This is a genomic window from Leisingera methylohalidivorans DSM 14336, assembly GCF_000511355.1.
Taxonomy (GTDB): domain Bacteria; phylum Pseudomonadota; class Alphaproteobacteria; order Rhodobacterales; family Rhodobacteraceae; genus Leisingera; species Leisingera methylohalidivorans.
This window is the reverse complement of the sequence record NC_023135.1, coordinates 120,438-138,719: the sequence shown is the minus strand read 5'-3', so window position 1 is coordinate 138,719 and position 18,282 is coordinate 120,438. Positions and strand designations below refer to the sequence as shown.

General features: G+C 60.9%; 23 protein-coding genes and 1 pseudogene. 12 read left to right on the top strand and 12 right to left on the bottom strand.

Going from position 1 to position 18,282, the window contains the following annotated elements:
- Positions 1-98: 98 nt before the first annotated feature.
- The 4 genes from METH_RS00730 to folK all read right to left on the bottom strand — a co-directional run bounded on the left by METH_RS00730 (position 99) and on the right by folK (position 3,984).
- Positions 99-740, bottom strand: coding sequence for a DUF2062 domain-containing protein (locus METH_RS00730; RefSeq protein ID WP_024088480.1), 642 nt, complete (start codon positions 738-740; stop codon positions 99-101).
- A 43-nt stretch (positions 741-783) separates the two neighbouring features.
- Positions 784-2,931: a RelA/SpoT family protein gene (locus tag METH_RS00725; protein WP_044008292.1), complete on the bottom strand. Its 2,148-nt coding sequence runs from the start codon at positions 2,929-2,931 to the stop codon at positions 784-786.
- A 36-nt stretch (positions 2,932-2,967) separates the two neighbouring features.
- Positions 2,968-3,321, bottom strand: a complete 354-nt coding sequence (gene rpoZ, locus METH_RS00720; RefSeq protein ID WP_024088478.1) for a DNA-directed RNA polymerase subunit omega — start codon at positions 3,319-3,321, stop codon at positions 2,968-2,970.
- A 93-nt stretch (positions 3,322-3,414) separates the two neighbouring features.
- The gene (folK, locus tag METH_RS00715; protein WP_044008291.1) at positions 3,415-3,984 is read right to left on the bottom strand and encodes a 2-amino-4-hydroxy-6-hydroxymethyldihydropteridine diphosphokinase; all 570 of its coding nucleotides are present in this window, start codon (positions 3,982-3,984) and stop codon (positions 3,415-3,417) included.
- 137 nt (positions 3,985-4,121) lie between these two features.
- On the opposite strand from folK, the gene METH_RS00710 reads away from it, so the two are divergent.
- From METH_RS00710 to METH_RS00680, 7 genes are all read left to right on the top strand, one after another.
- Positions 4,122-4,691, top strand: coding sequence for a LabA-like NYN domain-containing protein (locus METH_RS00710; RefSeq protein WP_019296609.1), 570 nt, complete (start codon positions 4,122-4,124; stop codon positions 4,689-4,691).
- A 67-nt stretch (positions 4,692-4,758) separates the two neighbouring features.
- The gene (locus METH_RS23710; RefSeq protein ID WP_156927424.1) at positions 4,759-4,995 is read left to right on the top strand and encodes a hypothetical protein; all 237 of its coding nucleotides are present in this window, start codon (positions 4,759-4,761) and stop codon (positions 4,993-4,995) included.
- A gap of 96 nt (positions 4,996-5,091) precedes the next feature.
- Complete coding sequence (gene ispH, locus METH_RS00700; RefSeq protein WP_024088475.1) at positions 5,092-6,042, top strand: 4-hydroxy-3-methylbut-2-enyl diphosphate reductase; 951 nt, start codon at positions 5,092-5,094, stop codon at positions 6,040-6,042.
- Positions 6,043-6,138: 96 nt separating this feature from the next.
- A complete protein-coding gene (locus METH_RS00695) occupies positions 6,139-6,753 on the top strand; it encodes a LysE family translocator (RefSeq protein WP_024088474.1) in 615 nt (204 codons plus the stop codon).
- 22 nt (positions 6,754-6,775) lie between these two features.
- Complete coding sequence (locus METH_RS00690; protein WP_024088473.1) at positions 6,776-7,375, top strand: class I SAM-dependent DNA methyltransferase; 600 nt, start codon at positions 6,776-6,778, stop codon at positions 7,373-7,375.
- Positions 7,368-7,832 carry a ribonuclease HI gene (gene rnhA, locus METH_RS00685; RefSeq protein WP_024088472.1) on the top strand — a complete coding sequence of 155 codons (465 nt, stop codon included), beginning with the start codon at positions 7,368-7,370 and terminating at the stop codon, positions 7,830-7,832. The genes METH_RS00690 and rnhA overlap by 8 nt, the downstream gene beginning before the upstream one ends.
- A 16-nt stretch (positions 7,833-7,848) precedes the next feature.
- Positions 7,849-8,472, top strand: a complete 624-nt coding sequence (locus tag METH_RS00680) for a trimeric intracellular cation channel family protein (protein WP_024088471.1) — start codon at positions 7,849-7,851, stop codon at positions 8,470-8,472.
- 225 nt (positions 8,473-8,697) lie between these two features.
- On the opposite strand, the gene METH_RS00675 is transcribed toward METH_RS00680, so the two are convergent.
- The 7 genes and pseudogenes from METH_RS00675 to def (METH_RS00645) form a co-directional block, all read right to left on the bottom strand.
- On the bottom strand, positions 8,698-9,069 hold the full coding sequence (locus tag METH_RS00675; RefSeq protein ID WP_156927423.1) for a hypothetical protein: 372 nt from the start codon (positions 9,067-9,069) through the stop codon (positions 8,698-8,700).
- 108 nt (positions 9,070-9,177) lie between these two features.
- The gene (locus tag METH_RS00670; protein WP_024088468.1) at positions 9,178-10,170 is read right to left on the bottom strand and encodes a glycosyltransferase family 2 protein; all 993 of its coding nucleotides are present in this window, start codon (positions 10,168-10,170) and stop codon (positions 9,178-9,180) included.
- 131 nt (positions 10,171-10,301) lie between these two features.
- A complete protein-coding gene (locus METH_RS00665; RefSeq protein WP_024088467.1) occupies positions 10,302-10,538 on the bottom strand; it encodes a GlsB/YeaQ/YmgE family stress response membrane protein in 237 nt (78 codons plus the stop codon).
- Between the two features lie 10 nt (positions 10,539-10,548).
- Positions 10,549-10,785: pseudogene (locus METH_RS25325) on the bottom strand (hypothetical protein).
- Positions 10,786-10,798: 13 nt separating this feature from the next.
- A complete protein-coding gene (gene fmt / locus METH_RS00655) occupies positions 10,799-11,704 on the bottom strand; it encodes a methionyl-tRNA formyltransferase (protein ID WP_024088466.1) in 906 nt (301 codons plus the stop codon).
- 100 nt (positions 11,705-11,804) lie between these two features.
- Positions 11,805-12,302, bottom strand: coding sequence for a peptide deformylase (gene def, locus METH_RS00650; RefSeq protein ID WP_024088465.1), 498 nt, complete (start codon positions 12,300-12,302; stop codon positions 11,805-11,807).
- Between the two features lie 13 nt (positions 12,303-12,315).
- Positions 12,316-12,834, bottom strand: a complete 519-nt coding sequence (gene def / locus METH_RS00645; protein WP_024088464.1) for a peptide deformylase — start codon at positions 12,832-12,834, stop codon at positions 12,316-12,318.
- A gap of 99 nt (positions 12,835-12,933) precedes the next feature.
- Here def (METH_RS00645) and METH_RS00640 point away from each other — a divergent pair, with 99 nt between their 5' ends.
- Together METH_RS00640 and METH_RS00635 are read left to right on the top strand one after the other, a co-directional pair.
- Positions 12,934-14,106: a MalY/PatB family protein gene (locus METH_RS00640; protein WP_024088463.1), complete on the top strand. Its 1,173-nt coding sequence runs from the start codon at positions 12,934-12,936 to the stop codon at positions 14,104-14,106.
- Between the two features lie 2 nt (positions 14,107-14,108).
- Positions 14,109-14,639: a L,D-transpeptidase family protein gene (locus tag METH_RS00635; protein ID WP_024088462.1), complete on the top strand. Its 531-nt coding sequence runs from the start codon at positions 14,109-14,111 to the stop codon at positions 14,637-14,639.
- 18 nt (positions 14,640-14,657) lie between these two features.
- Here the strand turns inward: METH_RS00635 and METH_RS00630 are convergent, their stop codons facing one another.
- Complete coding sequence (locus METH_RS00630) at positions 14,658-15,026, bottom strand: hypothetical protein (RefSeq protein ID WP_024088461.1); 369 nt, start codon at positions 15,024-15,026, stop codon at positions 14,658-14,660.
- 216 nt (positions 15,027-15,242) lie between these two features.
- On the opposite strand from METH_RS00630, the gene METH_RS00625 reads away from it, so the two are divergent.
- The 3 genes from METH_RS00625 (at position 15,243) to cbiB (ending at position 18,236) form a co-directional block, all read left to right on the top strand.
- A complete protein-coding gene (locus METH_RS00625) occupies positions 15,243-16,217 on the top strand; it encodes a glutathione S-transferase family protein (RefSeq protein WP_024088460.1) in 975 nt (324 codons plus the stop codon).
- 148 nt (positions 16,218-16,365) lie between these two features.
- Positions 16,366-17,328: a threonine-phosphate decarboxylase gene (locus METH_RS00620; protein WP_024088459.1), complete on the top strand. Its 963-nt coding sequence runs from the start codon at positions 16,366-16,368 to the stop codon at positions 17,326-17,328.
- Positions 17,325-18,236, top strand: a complete 912-nt coding sequence (cbiB, locus tag METH_RS00615) for an adenosylcobinamide-phosphate synthase CbiB (protein WP_024088458.1) — start codon at positions 17,325-17,327, stop codon at positions 18,234-18,236. Before METH_RS00620 ends, cbiB begins: the two co-directional genes overlap by 4 nt.
- Positions 18,237-18,282 lie beyond the last annotated feature (46 nt).

Sequence of the window (18,282 nt, the reverse complement as noted above, 5' to 3'; positions counted from 1 at the left end):
TCTCATCCGTCTGAAGTCAAAGCTTTTACGCAAAGACTAGACAGCCTGCGGGCAAGAGCAACCCTGCTGGCGATAATGGTACAATCCGGCGGCACGGCTCAGCAGCCGGTGTCGACTTCGGCGCGCTGCTTGATGGCCTCGAACTTGGCCTTGATCTTGGCCCGGCGGCGCTGCTGATAGACTCGGATCACGGGCAGGCTGAGCATATAGCAGACGGACGCGGAAATGATGCCGGGAATGATGCCGCCGATCATATAGGGGTAGAAAACCTCGTTATAGAACAGGTGCAGCCCCTGCCAGTCGGCGGGCTTGTCCAGGAACAGCGCAAACAGGTTGTCCTTCAGATCGCCCCCCGCGTCCAGAAATTTGCCCATCAGGGATTTGTCGACTTCTTCGTCGAACTCGGTCCCAAGAATCCAGTGCCCGGTCTGCAGCGAGGCCACCCCGATCGGCACATAGGTCAGCGGGTTGCCAAAGAAGGTGGCGCTGAGCGAGGCCAGAATATTGCCATTCATCAGCCGGGAAATGATCGCCGCGACAAGGAAGTGCAGCCCGTAAAAGGGCGTGAAGGTGGTGAACACTCCGGCCCAGATGCCGCGGGCGATGCGTTCAGGCGAATCGGGCAGCCGCCGCACCCGGTGCTTCACATACAGGAACGCCCTTCCCCAGCCGCCGCGCGGCCAGAGAAAATCCGCCAGCGCCCGGAGGGGCGGACGTCTGTCCCGGCGCCTGAATACCAAAGCTGTGCGTCCTTCCCAGTTCCCGGCTCAAAGTTTCATCGGCTTATCCCGGAAAATGGCGCTCTTCCGGCTTGTCACGGAACCGCGCCACCGCGGCAACATCGCTTTCGGCTTCAAGCGTCAGCATCAGCGAGTGCAGCTGCTCCACATCCCGCAACTCCACATTGATCATAAGCCGGTAAAAGTCTGGTTTCCTGTCAACAAATTCAAGGTCCGAAATATTGGCCTTTTTCTCACCAATCAATGTGCAAATGCGTCCCAGCACACCGGCGTCATTGCCGATGGTCAGTTCCAATGTTGTGCCATAAGCCGCCGGATGGGTTCCGCTGTGCCACTGCACATCCATCCAGCGCTCCGGCTGATCTTCAAACTCGCCCAGCTTGTCGCAATCCGCGGAATGCACCACCACCCCGCGGCCGCGGTAGGTGATACCGATGATGCGTTCGCCCGGCAGCGGCTGGCAGCAAGGCGCACGCTCAAAGCTCTGCCCCGGTTCCAAGCCGACCACGGCCCGGCGCGGAGAAATTTCGTCGCCATCGCCAGTGGTGGTCAGTTCCGGATAAACCGATTGCACCACGTCATGCGCGGTGATCTCTGCCGCCCCTAACCGCGCAAGCAGCTCATTCACCCCGCCCGCTCGCAGGGCGCGTGCAGCAGTTTCGAGCGCCTTGTCAGTGGCCTTCTTGCCGACATGCTCAAAAGCCGAGCGTGCCAGTTCATGGCCCAGTTTCACAAACCGCGCCCGGTCCGCCTCGCGCAGAGCGCGGCGGATCGCGGTACGGGCCTTACCAGTGGTGGCAATCTCCAGCCAGCTTAACTGCGGGGTCTGTCCCTCGGCGGTGATCACATCCACAGATTGGCCGTTGCGCAGCCGGGTCCACAGCGGCACCCGGATCCCGTCCACCTTGGCACCGACGCAGGCATGGCCGATGCGGGTATGGATGGCATAGGCAAAATCGATCGGCGTCGCGCCCTTGGGCAGTTTGATCACATCGCCCTTGGGCGTGAAGCAGAACACCTGATCGGAATACATCTCGAGCTTCACCGCCTCGAGGAATTCGTCGTGATCATCCTCGGCGTCGAATTGCTCGGTCAACGAGGCGATCCATTTGGCCGGATCTACCGCAAAGGGGTTTTCCGTGCGCACACCGTCGCGATAAGACCAATGGGCCGCCACCCCGGTTTCGGCCACGTCATGCATCTGCCGGGTGCGGATTTGCACCTCAACCCGCTTGCCGTCCCGGCCAGAAACCGTGGTATGGATCGAGCGGTAACCGTTGGATTTCGGCTGGCTGATGTAATCCTTGAACCGGCCCGGCACCGCCCGCCAGCGCTGGTGAATCGCCCCAAGCGCGCGGTAGGCGTCCTCTTCGGAAGTGGTGATAACGCGGAAGCCGTAGATATCCGAAAGCCGCGAGAAGCCCTGATCCTTGGCCTGCATCTTGCGCCAGATCGAATAGGGTTTCTTGGCACGGCCAAAGACCTCCGCCTCGATCCCGGTCTTTTCCAGCTCCAGCCGCATGTCGCCGGTGATCCGGTGAATTACATCGCCTGTTTCGCGCTGCAGGGTCACGAAACGGCGGATGATCGACTGGCGGCCTTCGGCGTTAAGCACGCGGAACGCCAGATCCTCCAACTCCTCGCGCATCCACTGCATCCCCATGCGGCCCGCCAGAGGCGCATAGATATCCATCGTCTCGCGCGCCTTCTGGGCCTGCTTTTCCGGGCGCATCGCCTTGATTGTGCGCATGTTGTGCAGCCGGTCGGCAAGCTTGACCAGGATAACCCGCAGATCTTTGGACATCGCCATGAACAGCTTGCGGAAGTTTTCCGCCTGCTTGGTCTCGCGGCTGCTGAGCTGCAAGTTGGTCAATTTGGTAACGCCGTCGACCAGCATCGCCACCTCATCGCCAAAACGGCGGGTGACTTCCTCGTAGGAGGCCTTGGTGTCTTCGATGGTGTCATGCAAAAGCGCGGTGATGATCGTCGCATCATCCAAGCGCTGCTCGGTCAGAATGGCTGCGACGGCAACCGGATGCGTGAAATAGGGTTCGCCGGAATGGCGGAATTGCCCTTCATGCATCTGCTCGCCGAAGGCATAAGCCTCGGCGATTCTGTCCGCATTTGTCTTCGGGTTGTAGTTGCGGACCAGAGCAAGCAGATCTCCAGCGGAAATATCGGGGGAGTTCATGTCCGGTCCGCAGCCTCAATTTCGTCAGCGCACGCCTCAGCCCTGGCCCTGGGCCTCCATCAGCGCGCGCAGCAGTTTCTCTTCAGACATATCGTCATCGGCGGGCTTATCGTTATCCGCGCCCATCAGCAGAGCCATCGAATCTTCTTCCGGCTCATCGACCTCAATCTGGGTCTGATTGCCTTCGATCAGGCGTTCGCGCAGATCGTCTGCGCTTTGTGTCTCATCAGCGATTTCACGCAAGGAAACGACCGGGTTTTTGTCGTTGTCACGGTCCACGGTGATTGGAGCACCTGCCGAAATTTCGCGGGCGCGATGCGCTGCCAGCATCACCAGCTCAAAGCGGTTGGGCACCTTGTCTACGCAATCTTCAACCGTCACGCGGGCCATCAGCGACTCTCCAATTCATTCCGGGTCCAGAAGGCAGACATTTACGCCCAAACCTTTCCCTTGACAAGAGCGGAAAACGCCGCATTGCGCGGCTTACAGCGGCGTGACCTCTGCCACATCTGCCGGCGGCAATTCCGCCAGCAGCCCGGCAGCGGTTTTCTGCAGCACCGGGTGGCGCCAGCGCGGGGTAATATCGCAAAGCGGCACCAGCACAAAGGCGCGGTCCTGAATGCGCGGATGCGGCAGGATCAGCTGTCCGGGCGCCTCCTGCATCTGGGTCTCCAGCGGCAGCCCCTGCCAGCGGGCAAACCCGTCCGCATCCGGCAGGACCGCGCCGCCGTGGTCAATCAAATCCAGATCAAGCGTACGCATCCCCCAGCGTTGCTCCCGCACCCGGTCAAACTGTTCTTCAATCTCATGCAAGCGCGCCAGCAGCGCGCGCGCGGTCAAAGATGTCTCAACCGCAACTGCAGCGTTCACATAATCCGGCCCGGCGCCTGCCGGAAAACAGGGCGTCTGAAAGAACCGTGAGACGCGGCGCAGCACAACATCATCGGATTGCAAAGCGGCAACGGCCTTTGACAAGGTGGCTTGCGGCGCATCAGCGTCCACAGGCAGGTTGCCGCCAAGCGCGATGAGGGAAGTTTTCAGATTTCCGGCCATTTTTGACCCTATTTCAGAATGGCAGTATACTTGCGGCAGATGACAAATAACTTACATTAAGTCCACCCGTCTCGCTGATTTCAAGCACTCACTCACGGAACACCCGGCCGGGACGGTTATACCGGAAGGAACATTTTATGTTTTACAAAGACGAACGGCTTGCGCTGTTCATAGACGGGTCGAACCTATACGCCGCAGCTAAGGCGCTTGGGTTTGACATCGACTATAAGCTTTTGCGGCAAGAATTCATGCGCCGCGGCAAGCTTCTGCGGGCCTTTTATTACACTGCCCTGCTGGAGAATGACGAGTATTCACCGATCCGCCCGCTGGTCGACTGGCTGCATTACAACGGCTTCACCATGGTCACCAAACCGGCCAAGGAATACACCGACAGCATGGGCCGCCGCAAAGTCAAAGGCAACATGGATATCGAACTTACCGTCGATGCCATGGAATTGGCCCCGCGGGTGGACCATATCGTGCTGTTCTCCGGTGATGGCGATTTCCGTCCTCTGATCGCCAGCCTGCAGCGCCAGGGCGTACGCGTCTCGGTGGTTTCGACCATCCGCAGCCAGCCGCCGATGATCTCTGACGATCTGCGCCGCCAGGCTGACAATTTCATCGAGCTGGAAGAATTGCGCGACGTCATCGGGCGCCCGCCGCGCGAGCAAAGCGAACCGCGTTCAGCGACAGCAGCACACGGCTAAGCAAAACTTACCGGAACAAGGCGCCCGATGGGGCGGTGCCTTATTCCGGACAGAGCTTTTTCTCCGCATGATTATTGATCTGATTGCGGCGGGAAACCAGTTTGCCGTGTGTGATTTGGCGCGAGTGACGCTATCAGCAGTCGAGCAGCGTTTTGCATGGACAGATCAACCGGCTGAACTTAGCCGCTATGTGCCTGAACTTGGCCGCCTGAACGGCTGCGGCAGCCTCCGCCTCGCAGAGGCACCAATTGTCTATTTCAAACATTTGCTGCTGCCAGTGCGGCTTTTCCGGCCTCTTCGCTAGCGCCGCCGCGGCAAGTTTCGGACGCATCGGCTGCGACCCCGCCGGCACTGGACCTTGCCGCGCGAACCGCTTACCTCTGGCCGCAAGGAGACGCCAATGACCAAGCCAGCCCTAACCCTATACCTTGCCGCGCCGCGTGGTTTTTGCGCCGGTGTGGACCGCGCCATCAAGATTGTTGAAATGGCGATCGCGAAATGGGGAGCTCCGGTCTATGTGCGCCACGAAATCGTGCACAACAAATTCGTGGTCGACTCGTTGCGCGACAAGGGCGCGGTGTTTGTTGAGGAGCTGGACGAATGCCCTGACGACCGCCCGGTAATCTTTTCCGCTCACGGGGTCCCAAAATCAGTCCCGGCTGAGGCCAGCCGCCGCGAGATGGTCTATGTCGATGCCACCTGCCCGCTGGTCTCCAAGGTGCATATCGAGGCCCAGCGCCACGCTGAAGCCGGCCTGCAAATGATTATGATCGGCCACAAGGGCCACCCGGAAACCATCGGTACCATGGGCCAGCTGCCTGACGGCGAGGTGCTGCTGGTGGAAACCGTCGAGGACGTGGCCACGGTAGACGTGCGCGACCCTGATCAACTGGCCTATGTCACCCAGACCACCCTATCGGTCGATGACACCAAGGGCATCGTGGCAGCGCTGCACCAGCGGTTTCCGAACATCACCGGCCCGCACAAAGAAGACATCTGTTACGCCACCACCAACCGCCAGGAAGCGGTGAAATCGGTGGCGCCCAAGGCCGACGCGCTTCTGGTGGTCGGCGCGCCGAACTCCTCGAATTCCCGCCGCCTGGTCGAGGTTGGCGCCAAGAACGGCTGCGACTACGCCCAGCTTGTGCAGCGCGCGGACAACATCGACTGGCGCGCCCTGGAAGGCATCGGATCGGTTGCCATCACTGCAGGCGCCTCCGCCCCGGAACTGCTGGTCAACGAAGTGATCGACGCCTTCCGCGCCCGCTTTGACGTGACCGTCGAAGTGGTGGAAACCGCCGTGGAAACCGTGGAGTTCAAGGTGCCCCGGGTATTGCGGCAGCCCGCATAATCCTTCTGCGGGAGCAATCCAGGCGACAGAAAACGCACCCGGCGCGGACTAACCGTGTTATTCACTAGTCCCGGGCATACTTCTGGAGCCGTATTCATGATTTCGCTGCACTTTCTGATTACCGCATTTGTTGTTGTTCTCGCTCCCGGCACCGGCGTCATCTATACGCTGGCGCTAGGTCTCGGCCAAGGCCGCAGCGCCGTGGTCTGGGCCGCAATTGGCTGCACATTCGGCATTGTTCCGCACCTCGCCGCCGCCACCCTGGGGCTGGCGGCCGTCCTGCACAGCTCTGCCCTGCTGTTTCAGATCGTCAAGGCCGCAGGCGTAGCCTATTTGCTGTACCTCGCATGGCAGGCCCTGCGCAGCGGTGTTGTGCTGGCGGTAGGATCGAAACGCAGCACCCAGCCGGGCTGGAAAATCGCCTGGCGCGGGGCGCTGATCAACATCCTGAACCCCAAGCTGTCGGTGTTCTTCTTGGCGCTGCTGCCGCCGTTCCTGAGCGGCAATCCTGCCAGTGCCACGATGGAGATGTCCGTTCTGGGGGTGGTATTCATGGTAATGACCTTTGCCATCTTCGTACTCTACGGGCTATTTGCCGCCCAAGCCCGCACTTATCTGCTGAACAGCGAGCGGGTGCTGAAGTGGATGAGCCGCGGCTTTGCCGCCGTCTTTGCAGGCCTCGCCGCCCGGCTGGCCGCAGAACGCACCTGAGTGCGGCTAAGGAGACCACCGGATGAGCGATGACAGAACAATCAGCGTCTATGACGAACGCGCCGCGGAATACGCCGAACTGGTTACCGGCAGCTTGGCAAACGGGGAAGAGGCGGATTTCCTGGCCTTTACCACCCGCCTGCCCGAAAACGGCACGGTGCTGGATCTCGGATGCGGCCCCGGCCACTGGGCGGCACGCTTTCGGGACGCGGGTTACCGAGTGGCTGCGCTTGATGCCTCGCAGAAAATGGCAGACGCCGCCCGCACCACGCATAGAATAGAGGTCACTGTCACCGGGTTTGAAGCTTTGGATGCCGAGGCGGTCTTTGACGGCATCTGGGCATATTTCAGCCTGCTGCATGTTCCGCGGGCCGAACTTGCCGTCCATCTGTCCTCCATCCACCGGGCACTGACCCAAGGCGGAACATTGTGCCTGGCGATGAAACTGGGCGAGAACGAAGGCCGCGATGAACTGGGCCGGTTCTATGCCTATTACAGCGAGGCCGAATTGCGCCGCCAGCTCGAAGGTGCCGGTTTCACCCTCCTCGGCAGCCGCCGCGGCACCGGCAAAGGACTGGCTGGCACACACGAGGAGTTCGTAGTACTGACCGCGCATGCCTGAATTATTTGCTTATACCGACGGCGCCTGTTCTGGAAATCCCGGCCCCGGCGGCTGGGGCGTCCTGCTGCGCGCCATGGACGGTGACACCATCGTCAAAGAAAAAGAACTCCAGGGCGGCGAGGCCGAGACCACCAACAACCGGATGGAGTTGCTGGCGGCGATCAATGCGCTTGAAAGCCTGGCGCGGCCGTCCACGATCACCGTGGTCACCGACTCCGCCTATGTGAAGAACGGCGTCACTGGTTGGATCTTCGGCTGGAAAAAGAACGGCTGGAAAACCTCCGGCAAGAAACCGGTGAAAAATGTCGAACTGTGGCAGCGCCTGGACGAGGCCCAGCGCCGCCACAAGGTGACCTGGGAATGGGTCAAGGGCCACGCAGGCCACCCCGAGAACGAACACGCGGATGAGCTGGCGCGCGCTGGTATGGCACCTTTCAAGAAGAAGAAACGCGCCTGATGAACAGGGCCGCCGCATGACGTTTCTGGCGCTGCTGGATTACGCGTCGGTGCTGGTCTTTGCCCTGACCGGTGCACTGGTCGCCAGCCGGGCGCAGCTGGATATCGTCGGCTTTGCCTTTGTTGCCTGCTTGACTGCGCTTGGCGGCGGCACCTTGCGCGACCTGCTCTTGGACCGCAATCCGGTGTTCTGGATCGGCAATCCGAATTACATCCTGCTTGCGGCCTTCGGTGCGGTGGCAGTATTCCTCAGTGCGCATCTGCTGGAGAGCCGGTTGCGCTGGGTCGTATGGCTGGACAGTTTTGCATTAGCTGTGGCTGTCCCCGCGGGGACAGGCGCTGCAATTGCGCTGAACAGCCCGCCGGTAATCACCGTGCTGATGGGCATGGCCACTGGAACCATGGGCGGGCTTATGCGCGACGTGGTCTGCAACGAGGTGCCCTTGGTACTGAAACAGGGTGAGCTCTACATCTCCTGCGCCATGGCAGGTGCGATCACCGCTGTTATGATGATTTGGATGGGGCTGGAGGTGCGGTTTGCCCTGCTGGCCTGCGCCGGTGTGTGCTGGACCCTGCGGGCAGGGTCCATCCTGTTCGGCTGGCACCTGCCAGTCTACAAAAGCCGCCCGCCGCGCAGTTAAGGCAACTTTGCGGCTCACACAGCCTCGCGGCAGATTTGCACAGATGCACTGGCAAGCGGCCCATTCAGCACACCAGGCTGGGCTGCCGGAACAATCCGCACCGCCTGCAGCCAGTCTGCCAAAGCCATAGATACAAGTTTGCCGTTATGTCATGTCTGCGGGTTTGACGGCTGAAAGGATATCGGCGTGCAGGCGGCGCCTTTGCCGGCTCAGGCCCCGGCTAATTCAAAAAAATGTGCGGTCGGTGCAACCGCTGGGTCCAGCCCCGCTTGGCTTGCTTGCCGAGCCACAATGGCCCTGACCGGGTTCCTCAGCCAGAATGTTTGGCATCCCCTGCAAGCCCTTCACCCTCAGCTCCTGACGGCTGGCCGATGGGTGCGCAGACGGCAGCAAGGCATTTGGTTGCAGCTGTATCAACGGCTCTACTTGCGGACCCTTGGCGGCAAACCATTGTTCATAGGCCAAAATCAGGTCCTCCTCAGCCGTTTCCAGCAGCGATACTGCCAGTGCGGTCAGTCCCGGGATCGTTGGCAGCCAGGTGATGTCAAGATCAGGCACAACTGGGCGACTTGGCGCAAGGGCACTAATGACTGCCACGGCTTCCGTCGCGCTATGCACCGGGTAACGGTGCAAGGCTGCGCAATCTCCGGAACCAAGGACTGTGTCGCGCAGACACTGGCGGCACCCGCAGCGAATGAGCCGCAATCAGGCCATTTTGCGGGTCTCAACCAAGGATTTCAGAAGTTCCTGGCCGTCTTTGCTGATCCTGGCCTTACGGCCCCTTCGACGGTGCCAGACCTGCGCCATTTCATGGTATTCCCGCAGAGTGGCGTCCTGCAGAAGGTCTTCCTTGATTTGCAGCGCAGCTGAGAAATTGTCCGCCAGCCGCCGGTCTTCTTCTTCATTCCTGTCAAACTTGTGCCAGTAGCTTGGTTCTATGGAGGAGGTGAAATGGTTCGCCCGGCCGCGCGCTTTCTTGTTCAGGAAACCATCGCGAGAGCGCAGTGCATAGTGGTTAAGCTGCGCTGCGGAATAGCCGTAGTTGCCGCGCACGTACAGTGCGCCTTCCAACTCATCCTCCGGCAGGCGTGTGCCATCGGCAAGCTGCCAGTTCACGCCGCCCCCCGTTTCCGCCAGATAAGGGCGGTGCACCCCCATACGGGCGAATTTTCCATTCTTCCGGAACGCAGTCTTGAAGAACCGGTGCTCATCCGGGCGCCCCACCGCCGGTTCAGCCTGCACAAAGGCCTGAGGCACCGGGGGATGGTCCACAGTAGTGACCCCGGAATTGCCGAAGATGCGCCAAACAAAGGAAACCGCATCGGCATCCGCCCGCTCTGCCAACAGCCCCGGCAGTGTGCCGTCGCCGGAGTTGATCTGCAGATATTCATCGACGTCGATCACCAGAACCCAATCGGCATTAATCACCTTGGGCTCGTACTCCGCCCACATCAGCGCGCTTTTGTGCGGGCCGCGGCGCACCACCCGGCTGAACCGGTGTTCGATAACACCCATCCGGTGCAGGCAGCGCAGGATATGGTCCGTGGGGTCGGAACATTCATTGGTGAAGATGACAAAATCACTGACACCAATGGATTTATAGTGGCTGATCCAGTCGAGAATATAGGCGCCTTCATCCTTCATGGTGCTCACAACCACCACATTCGGCGCGCCGGGCTGGCCGCTGTTCTGTGTCATCTGCAAATGCTCTCTGCCTCGATTTTCTGCTGCTTTGCACAGCGGTTGAGGTACCTTATTCATTCAGCGGCGCGCTGCAGCAGAAATCGCGCGTTCTCCCTCCGGCTGTGGCCTGCGTGCCTCAGCCGGGATTACTTACGCAGGTAGAGCTGCCAAAGCCAGATCAGCACCAATGCCCCCAAAACCGCACCGGCAAAGCCGGCCATAAACCCCATGACCGCCAGCAAGGCACGCAGCACCAGCCCGCCGATCAATGCGCCAGCCATGCCAATCACAACAGTGGTGATGATATCGGTTTCAAGCCGCATCAGCCGGGTCGCCAGAAAACCTGCGGCCGCGCCAATGATGATGAGGGCAGTTATCGGCATCCCGGCCTCCCTATCTGCGCCAATGGGTCGGAACGATCACCAAAGCCCCTATGGAGGAGGCAATCGCATTCCACCCAGGCGCGCTGAACCCGATGCCGAACATCAGCCGCACAAAATAAAACAGGAACGCCCCGCCGTTGCAAATGATGATTGAAGGACGTACCCGTTGCTGGTGAAGCCGCTGCATTCAGAATGCGTAGCCGGCGATACCGGCAATCACCACGGTGCCCATCAGAGTCAGAATCATGCCGGGCCCCCGGTTACAGGCGGCAGCCCTTCGAAACAGGGTAGCCACGTAAGAAAACCTCAGGATCCTGCGCACTTTTACCTGCCCGTTGCAACCGCAACAGCTGAACAGCGCCAGACCCGCAAGCAATCGTCAGATTGTCATCCAAAACTTCGCCCGGCGCTCCTTGGCCCTTTGCCCGTCGCGAGGCCAGCAATTTGACCCGCTGCCCCTTGATGTCGCACCAGGCACCGGGGAACGGCGACAATCCGCGGATTTGACGGTCCACCTCAGCCGCCGGACGGGTCCAGTCTATCTGCGCCTCGCTCTTGTCGATCTTTTCGGCATAGGTAACGCCAGCCTTCGGCTGCACCTCGGGCGTCAGTTCCGGCAGGCGGCTCAGGGTGTCCGCAATCAGCGCAGCCCCCATCTTTGAAAGCCGGTCATGCAGCCGGGCAGTGGTTTCTTCTGCTCCGATTTCAGTAGCCTCCCGCAGCAGAACCGGGCCAGTGTCCAACCCGGCCTCCATCTGCATGATGCAAACGCCGGTTTCTGCATCACCAGCCATGATCGCGCGGTGGATCGGCGCCGCACCGCGCCAGCGCGGCAGCAGGCTCGCATGGATGTTGAGACAGCCGTGTTTCGGCGAATCCAGGATCACCTGCGGCAGGATCAGCCCGTAGGCCACAACCACAGCGACGTCCGCCTGCAGCGCAGCAAACGCGTCCTGCACTTCCCCGCTTCTAAGCGAGACCGGGTGACGCACCTCAAGCCCCAGAGCCGCGGCACGGGCATGAACGGGCGCGGGGCGGTCTTTCTTGCCGCGGCCCGCCGGCCGCGGCGGCTGGCAGTAAACGGCAGCAATTTCGTGCCCTGCATCGACCAGCGCATCCAGCACCGGCACCGAAAATTCAGGCGTTCCCATAAAGACAATGCGCATCAGTCAATCCGTCCGTACCCCGGTTGCCATGCCGCGCCTGCCGTGGGGGCCGTTCCGGACGCGCATCGGGCCGCATTTGGCCCGGTAGTAGAAATCAGTGTCAGCCGTTAAGCTTTTTCGCCTTACGGATCAGCATATCGCGCTTCACCTTGCTAAGATGGTCGAAATACATCTTGCCGTTCAGATGGTCGATCTGATGCTGCACCGAAGTAGCCTCGATCCCGACGAAATCCTTGCGGTCGACCATGCCCTGCTCGTTGGTGAAACGAACGGTCACGGCGCGCGGGCGTTTGATCCTGGCCGAAACACCCGGCAGGTTAGGACTCGCCTCGTCATGTTCGCGCAACTCGATCGAGGAATGCAGGATCTCCGGGTTGGCCAGCTTCACCGCGCGGCCGCGCTCGGCAGAGCCGTCCACCACAGCCAGCCGCAGCATCACACCGATCTGATTGGCGGCAAGGCCTACACCGGGCATCGCGTCCATGGTGTCGATCATGTCGCCCCAGATTTCCCGGATTTCGTCAGTTATTTCGCTCACTTCTTCGGCCTTGGTGCGCAGGCGCTTGTCAGGCCAAGGCAGGCAGGTGCGGACGGTCATGTCGGATATTCCCTCAGGCGCGGGCGCGTTCGCGCTTCAGCTTCTGCATCTTGCGTGTGATCATCTGGCGCTTCAGCGGCTTCAGGTAATCAATGAACAGCTTGCCGTTCAGGTGGTCGATCTCATGCTGCACGCAGGTCGCCCACAGCCCGTCAAACGTCTCAGTTCTCGCGTTGCCATCGCGATCCATCCATTCGACTTCAACCACCTTGGGCCGGGTGACTTCGGCGTATTGATCAGGGATCGACAGGCAGCCTTCCTCATAAACGTTGGTGTCATCGGAGGAGGACAGGATTTGCGGATTGAACATCACCAGCGGGCGCGCATCACCGTCTTCTTCCTTGACGCAGTCCAGCACGATCAGCCGTTGCAAAATTCCGATCTGCGGCGCCGCCAGCCCGATGCCGGGGGCCGCGTACATGGTTTCCAGCATATCATCCGCCAGGACGCGCAAATCGTCGCTCAGGTCCGGCACAGGCACGCAGACCTTCTTCAGGCGGGGGTCGGGATGGATCAGGATCTGTCGTTTCATGAAGTCCATTTATGCGATCAGCGGTCCCATCGCAACGCCCCCCTTGCTTATGCCGCCGCAGCGATTAGCTTCGCTTACAATGATACGGGAGTTCACCACATGAATTTTGACAAGATCACCGACCGTCGCGGCACCCATAGCTCAAAATGGGACAAGATGGAGGCACTGTACGGTCTCTCCCCGCAGAATGGTCTGGCGATGTGGACAGCCGATTCCGACTACGAGACCGCTCCTTGCGTGATTGAAGCAGTCACAGCCGCCGCCGAGCACGGCGTGTTCGGCTACTCCTGGCAGCACCCGGAGTATCTGCAGGCAGTTCAATGGTGGATGAAGACCCGCCACAGTTGGGACATTGAGACCGATTGGGTGCTGACCTCGCAGGGGCTGGGCAATGCCATTGCCCTCTGCCTGGATGTCTGGAGCCAGCCTGGCGACGGCGCAGTTATCTTTTCGCCCGTTTATCATGAATTTGCGCATAAGGTGAACAAGGCGGGGCGCACGGTTACCGAATGCCCGCTGGCGCGCGACGGCGACACCTACAATCTGGATCTGGATGATGCGCAATCGCGCCTGAACGGAACCGAAAAGCTGCTGCTGTGGTGCTCGCCGCAGAACCCGTCAGGCCGGGTCTGGACCGCGGAGGAACTGCGTGCGGTAGCCGATTTTGCCAAGCGCAATGGGTTGATCCTAATCTCTGACGAAATTCACCACGATCTGGTCTATCCCGGCAGCACCTTTGTTCCGATGGACGTGGCGGCCCCCGACGCACGCGCCTGGACTGTCACACTGACCGCCCCCTCCAAAACCTTCAATATTGCCGGCCAGCGGACCGGCAACATGATCATTCCGGATCCGGATCTGCGCACCGCAATGCGGCACAGACAGAACACGCTGGACTATGACCCCAGTGCCCTTGGCGTTGCCATGATCACCGCCGCCTATTCCCCGGAAGGCGCTGAATGGGCCGATGCGCAGATCGCCCATTTGGATGGCAACAGAAAACTGTTTGATGAGACAGTGAACGCATTGCCCGGGCTTAAATCCCTGCCGTTGCAATCAACCTATCTGGCCTGGGTGGATTTCTCCGGCACTGGCATGAGCCGGGCGGAATTTATCAGACGGTTGCGCGAAGACGCCAAAATCGCAACCTCGCCCGGTGATGGCTTTGGCACCGGCGGTGAGTTCATGGAGCGATTCAACCTGGCCACCCAGCGCTCGCGCGTTGAGGACGCGTGCCGCCGCCTGACTGCGGCGTTCTCGGACCTGCAGTAATCATGAAGCGCCTGCTGCGCCTCGTGGCGCTGGTTGTTTTGACCGGCGCCGCCTGGATTGCGTGGCAGGCCTTTGCTCCGCTCGCCGCGCCGCCGCCACCATCCGCGGCAACGGACCGGATCGACCGCATTCTGATCGAAAAATCCGCCCGCCGCCTGACCGCCAGCCGCGACGGGGAGACGGTGCTGGAATTCCCCATCGCACTTGGGTTCGCGCCGGCCGGCGACAAGTTTCAGGAAGGCGACGGCAAAACGCCTGAGGGCATTTTTCTGATCGACCGGCGCAACCCGAACAGCGCCTATCATCTATCGCTGGGGATCAACTATCCGCTCCCCGAGGACACGGGGCAGGCCAGGGCCGCTGGTGCCAGCCCCGGCGGCGACATCTTTATACATGGGCAACCGAATTCCTTTGGCAGCCTTGTCACCCTGTCAGGCGATTGGACGGCGGGCTGCATCGCAATCAGCAATGACCAGATGAAAACGCTTTGGCGGCTTGCCCGGATCGGGACGGAAGTGGAAATCCGTCCCTGACGCCCCGTGCATCCGGTGTCAGATCTTGCCTTGCGACTGATCGAACGGAATCAGACCGGCAGGTCCACCCGGTGATTCATAAAAATCCAGCGGCGCCTTGTCCGCAGCCGGCGTCGAGCGCTTGAACTCATAGCGCATCTCTCCGCCCTCTTCCTCACTGGCGACGATCAGGCATTGCGAAAGGTGCCGCGCGCCATCGTAAAGATCGACCAGACCGCGCAGCATCGGCGCGGTTTCTGCTTCAACCGAAAAGCCCGTCTTCCACATCCGCAGAACCGGAACCAGCTCATTGTCCGCCATCACCCGCAGACGGTTCTTCTTGCGCATCCCCTGAAGGCGGGCAGTGTCCAGCGCTTCCTGCACGGCTTTGGGCACATAAGTGTTCATCATTCAGGCCTTCCAAATGCTTAGGTTCTCTTGGAACCTTCTATTCAACGGTGCGTCACAAACAGATAAAATCAAGTGAACATTTTCGGAAATTTGACGGTCACGCAATTTTGTTGCTCTTGTGCAGTGGCGCAGGTGGCTTGCGCGCTGCATTGCGTAGGCGCGAAGCCGGAGGAGGCTTATGTTTGGTCCGGCACAGCAGCAGGAGCAGACACGATGGGCCTTTTGATTGACGGGAAATGGCACGACCAATGGTATGATACTGATTCCACTGGCGGTGCCTTTAAACGCAGCGAATCGCAGTTTCGCAACTGGATCACAGCGGATGGCAGCGCTGGTCCTTCGGGCGAAGGCGGGTTCCGAGCAGAAAGCGGACGGTATCATCTATATGTGTCGCTCGCCTGCCCCTGGGCTCATCGCACGCTGATCTTCCGCAAGCTGAAGGGGCTGGAGGACCACATCTCCGTTTCCGTGGTGCATCCTCATATGCTGGGCGAAGGCTGGACCTTTGAAACCGACGATCATGGGGCAACCGGCGACACCTTGTTCGGCAGTTCGCACATGCATCAGATCTACACCCGCGCCGATTCAGAGTATACTGGCCGGGTGACGGTCCCGGTGCTGTGGGACAAGGCACAGAATACCATCGTTTCCAACGAAAGCGCCGAGATCATCCGGATGTTCAACACGGCCTTCAACGGGATCACCGGCAACACCGAGGACTACTGGCCGGAAGAGCTGCGCGAACCGATCGAGGCTGTCAACGCCCGCATCTACAGCACCATCAACAATGGCGTCTACAAATGCGGCTTCGCCACCTCGCAGGAAGCTTATGACACCGCAGTCGGGCCGCTGTTTGAAAGCCTGGACTGGCTGGAAGACCTGCTGTCGCAACACCGCTACCTGCTGGGGGAACGCCTGACCGAGGCCGACTGGCGGCTGTTCACCACACTCCTGCGGTTTGATCCGGTCTATCACGTGCATTTCAAATGCAACCGCAAGCGGCTGGCAGACTACCCGAACCTCTGGGCCTACACCCGCGAGCTGTATCAATGGCCGGGCGTGGCAGGGACAGTCGGCATGCTGCATATCGTGCGCCACTATTACTACAGCCATGACACCATCAACCCGCACCGGATCATCCCGGTCAATCCGGATATCAACTGGCACGAACCGCATCGGCGCGGCTGATCCGCCGCGGGCAGGCACCAAACAGGCCTTTTCGGTTGATACCGATATATTTAGGGAGTTCACGCCTCGCCCTGGTTGCTCTATGAACCGCTGTGTCTGATTTAAAGTCCGACCCGTTCGGAGCAACACTCAACCGGTGGCGACCGCGATGCTTGAACTTCCGCTCGAGAATGCAGCCCCATCCAGGGACCACGGCGGCAACCTGAGCGTTGCCAAGGCAGAGTTCGGCGGCTCCCGCGGCGATTGGATGGACCTGTCCACCGGCATCAACCCTCACCCCTATCCGCTGCCGGATTTTACAACCGAAGACTGGAACGCGCTGCCGGACGCCGATGCGCTGGCCGATCTCGAACGCGCTGCGCGGTCATTCTGGAACATCCCGGAACAGGCAGCGGTCCTCGCCGCCCCCGGCGCATCAGCCCTGATCGCGGCCTTGCCTGCTTTGGCCGCGCCGCGCTGGGTGCAGATCACCAAACCGACCTACAACGAACACGCCGCCGCTTTTGAAGCCCGCGGCTGGAAGATTCGCGTGGATGGCCCTGCTGAGGCCCGCGTAGCGGTGCACCCGAACAATCCCGATGGCCGCCTATGGCGGGAAGAACAGCTCACTGCACCGCTGACCATTATCGACGAAAGCTTTTGCGACGTCTGCCCGGCGGAAAGCCTTATTCGCATGGCCGCCCGGCCCGGTGTCATTGTCCTGAAAAGCTTTGGCAAATTCTGGGGCCTCGCCGGCCTGCGGCTGGGCTTTGCGATTGGCGATCCGAAACTGATCGCTGCTCTGTCCACCTGGCAGGGCCCATGGGCGGTGTCCGGCCCGGCCCTGCGTACTGGTGCGCTGGCCCTGCAGGACCGAAGCTGGGCCGAAGCCACCCGCGTCCGGCTCAGGGCGGATGCGGCGCGGTTGGATGGGATGCTGCTTGCCAAGGGTGCCAGCCTGGCCGGCGGCACTGACCTGTTCCGGCTCTACACTGTTGAAGACGCAGCGGCCTGGCAGGAAAAGCTGGCCCGCGCCCATATCTGGAGCCGCATCTTCCCCTATTCCAAAACCTACCTGCGCCTCGGCCTGCCGCCCGCGGACGGCTGGAACCAGTTGGAGGCCGCGCTATGACCACTGCGGCCATGCTGTCGGTTGCCCTCGTGCTGGATGCCGTCATCGGCGAGCCGAAATGGCTTTGGGCGCGTGTTCCCCATCCTGCCGTGCTGATGGGAGAACTGGTCGATATGCTCGACCGCAAGCTCAATACCGGCCCCAACCGCCGCGGCAAGGGCGTGCTGGCCGCTTTGGCGCTGATTCTTTGCGGTTTCACCGCGGGCAAGCTGCTGTCGCTGCCGGGGGGACTGATCGAAATCCTTGTGGCTGCCATCCTGATCGCGCAGCGTTCGCTGACTGCACATGTCGCTGCCGTTGCCAAAGGCCTGCGCAGCAGCCTTCAGGACGGCCGCGAGGCCGTGGCAATGATTGTCAGCCGCGACACCACAGCCATGACAGCCCCGCAAGCCGCCCGTTCCGCCATCGAAAGCGGCGCCGAGAACTTGTCGGACGGCGTCATAGCGCCCGCCTTCTGGTTCCTGATTGCCGGACTGCCCGGGCTGATTATCTACAAGATGGTCAACACTGCCGACAGCATGATCGGCTACCAGAATGACCGCTATCAGGACTTCGGCTGGGCTGCCGCCCGGCTGGACGACCTGCTCAACCTGGTCCCCGCCCGGCTGACCGGACTGTTGATTGCCCTGGCCGGGGGTCAGCTGCGCCATTGGAGGGCCATCGCCTCAGACGCGAAGAAGCACCGATCCCCCAACGCCGGCTGGCCCGAAGCCGCCATGGCCCGAGCGCTGAACAGCGCGCTGGCCGGCCCAAGATCCTACGACGGGCAGATGCGCGACTTCTCCTGGATCCATCCGGATGGGACCAAAAGCGCCAGCGCCGAAACCATCACCCGCTCAGTCATCTTGCTTTGGCGGACTTGGGCAATTGCCTTGGCCCTGACGGTTGCCATCGCTGCCGTTTTCTAGCACATAAGACCCTGTGGGAGCGGTAAGACCAAGGAACGCCAGAATT

Excerpts from the sequence above, each read along its gene's own strand:
- METH_RS00620 (WP_024088459.1), top strand. The coding sequence starts at position 16,366 with ATGCTTGAACTTCCGCTCGAGAATGCAGCCCCATCCAGGGACCACGGC.
- METH_RS00680 (WP_024088471.1), top strand. The coding sequence starts at position 7,849 with ATGACGTTTCTGGCGCTGCTGGATTACGCGTCGGTGCTGGTCTTTGCC.
- METH_RS23710 (WP_156927424.1), top strand. The coding sequence starts at position 4,759 with ATGATTATTGATCTGATTGCGGCGGGAAACCAGTTTGCCGTGTGTGAT.
- folK (WP_044008291.1), bottom strand. The coding sequence starts at position 3,984 with ATGGCCGGAAATCTGAAAACTTCCCTCATCGCGCTTGGCGGCAACCTG.
- def (WP_024088464.1), bottom strand. The coding sequence starts at position 12,834 with ATGAAACGACAGATCCTGATCCATCCCGACCCCCGCCTGAAGAAGGTC.
- METH_RS00630 (WP_024088461.1), bottom strand. The coding sequence starts at position 15,026 with ATGAACACTTATGTGCCCAAAGCCGTGCAGGAAGCGCTGGACACTGCC.
- METH_RS00640 (WP_024088463.1), top strand. The coding sequence starts at position 12,934 with ATGAATTTTGACAAGATCACCGACCGTCGCGGCACCCATAGCTCAAAA.
- METH_RS00665 (WP_024088467.1), bottom strand. The coding sequence starts at position 10,538 with ATGCCGATAACTGCCCTCATCATCATTGGCGCGGCCGCAGGTTTTCTG.
- METH_RS00690 (WP_024088473.1), top strand. The coding sequence starts at position 6,776 with ATGAGCGATGACAGAACAATCAGCGTCTATGACGAACGCGCCGCGGAA.
- rnhA (WP_024088472.1), top strand. The coding sequence starts at position 7,368 with ATGCCTGAATTATTTGCTTATACCGACGGCGCCTGTTCTGGAAATCCC.
- METH_RS00625 (WP_024088460.1), top strand. The coding sequence starts at position 15,243 with ATGGGCCTTTTGATTGACGGGAAATGGCACGACCAATGGTATGATACT.
- rpoZ (WP_024088478.1), bottom strand. The coding sequence starts at position 3,321 with ATGGCCCGCGTGACGGTTGAAGATTGCGTAGACAAGGTGCCCAACCGC.
- METH_RS00670 (WP_024088468.1), bottom strand. The coding sequence starts at position 10,170 with ATGACACAGAACAGCGGCCAGCCCGGCGCGCCGAATGTGGTGGTTGTG.
- METH_RS00725 (WP_044008292.1), bottom strand. The coding sequence starts at position 2,931 with ATGAACTCCCCCGATATTTCCGCTGGAGATCTGCTTGCTCTGGTCCGC.
- ispH (WP_024088475.1), top strand. The coding sequence starts at position 5,092 with ATGACCAAGCCAGCCCTAACCCTATACCTTGCCGCGCCGCGTGGTTTT.
- METH_RS00635 (WP_024088462.1), top strand. The coding sequence starts at position 14,109 with ATGAAGCGCCTGCTGCGCCTCGTGGCGCTGGTTGTTTTGACCGGCGCC.
- def (WP_024088465.1), bottom strand. The coding sequence starts at position 12,302 with ATGACCGTCCGCACCTGCCTGCCTTGGCCTGACAAGCGCCTGCGCACC.
- METH_RS00695 (WP_024088474.1), top strand. The coding sequence starts at position 6,139 with ATGATTTCGCTGCACTTTCTGATTACCGCATTTGTTGTTGTTCTCGCT.
- METH_RS00710 (WP_019296609.1), top strand. The coding sequence starts at position 4,122 with ATGTTTTACAAAGACGAACGGCTTGCGCTGTTCATAGACGGGTCGAAC.
- cbiB (WP_024088458.1), top strand. The coding sequence starts at position 17,325 with ATGACCACTGCGGCCATGCTGTCGGTTGCCCTCGTGCTGGATGCCGTC.
- fmt (WP_024088466.1), bottom strand. The coding sequence starts at position 11,704 with ATGCGCATTGTCTTTATGGGAACGCCTGAATTTTCGGTGCCGGTGCTG.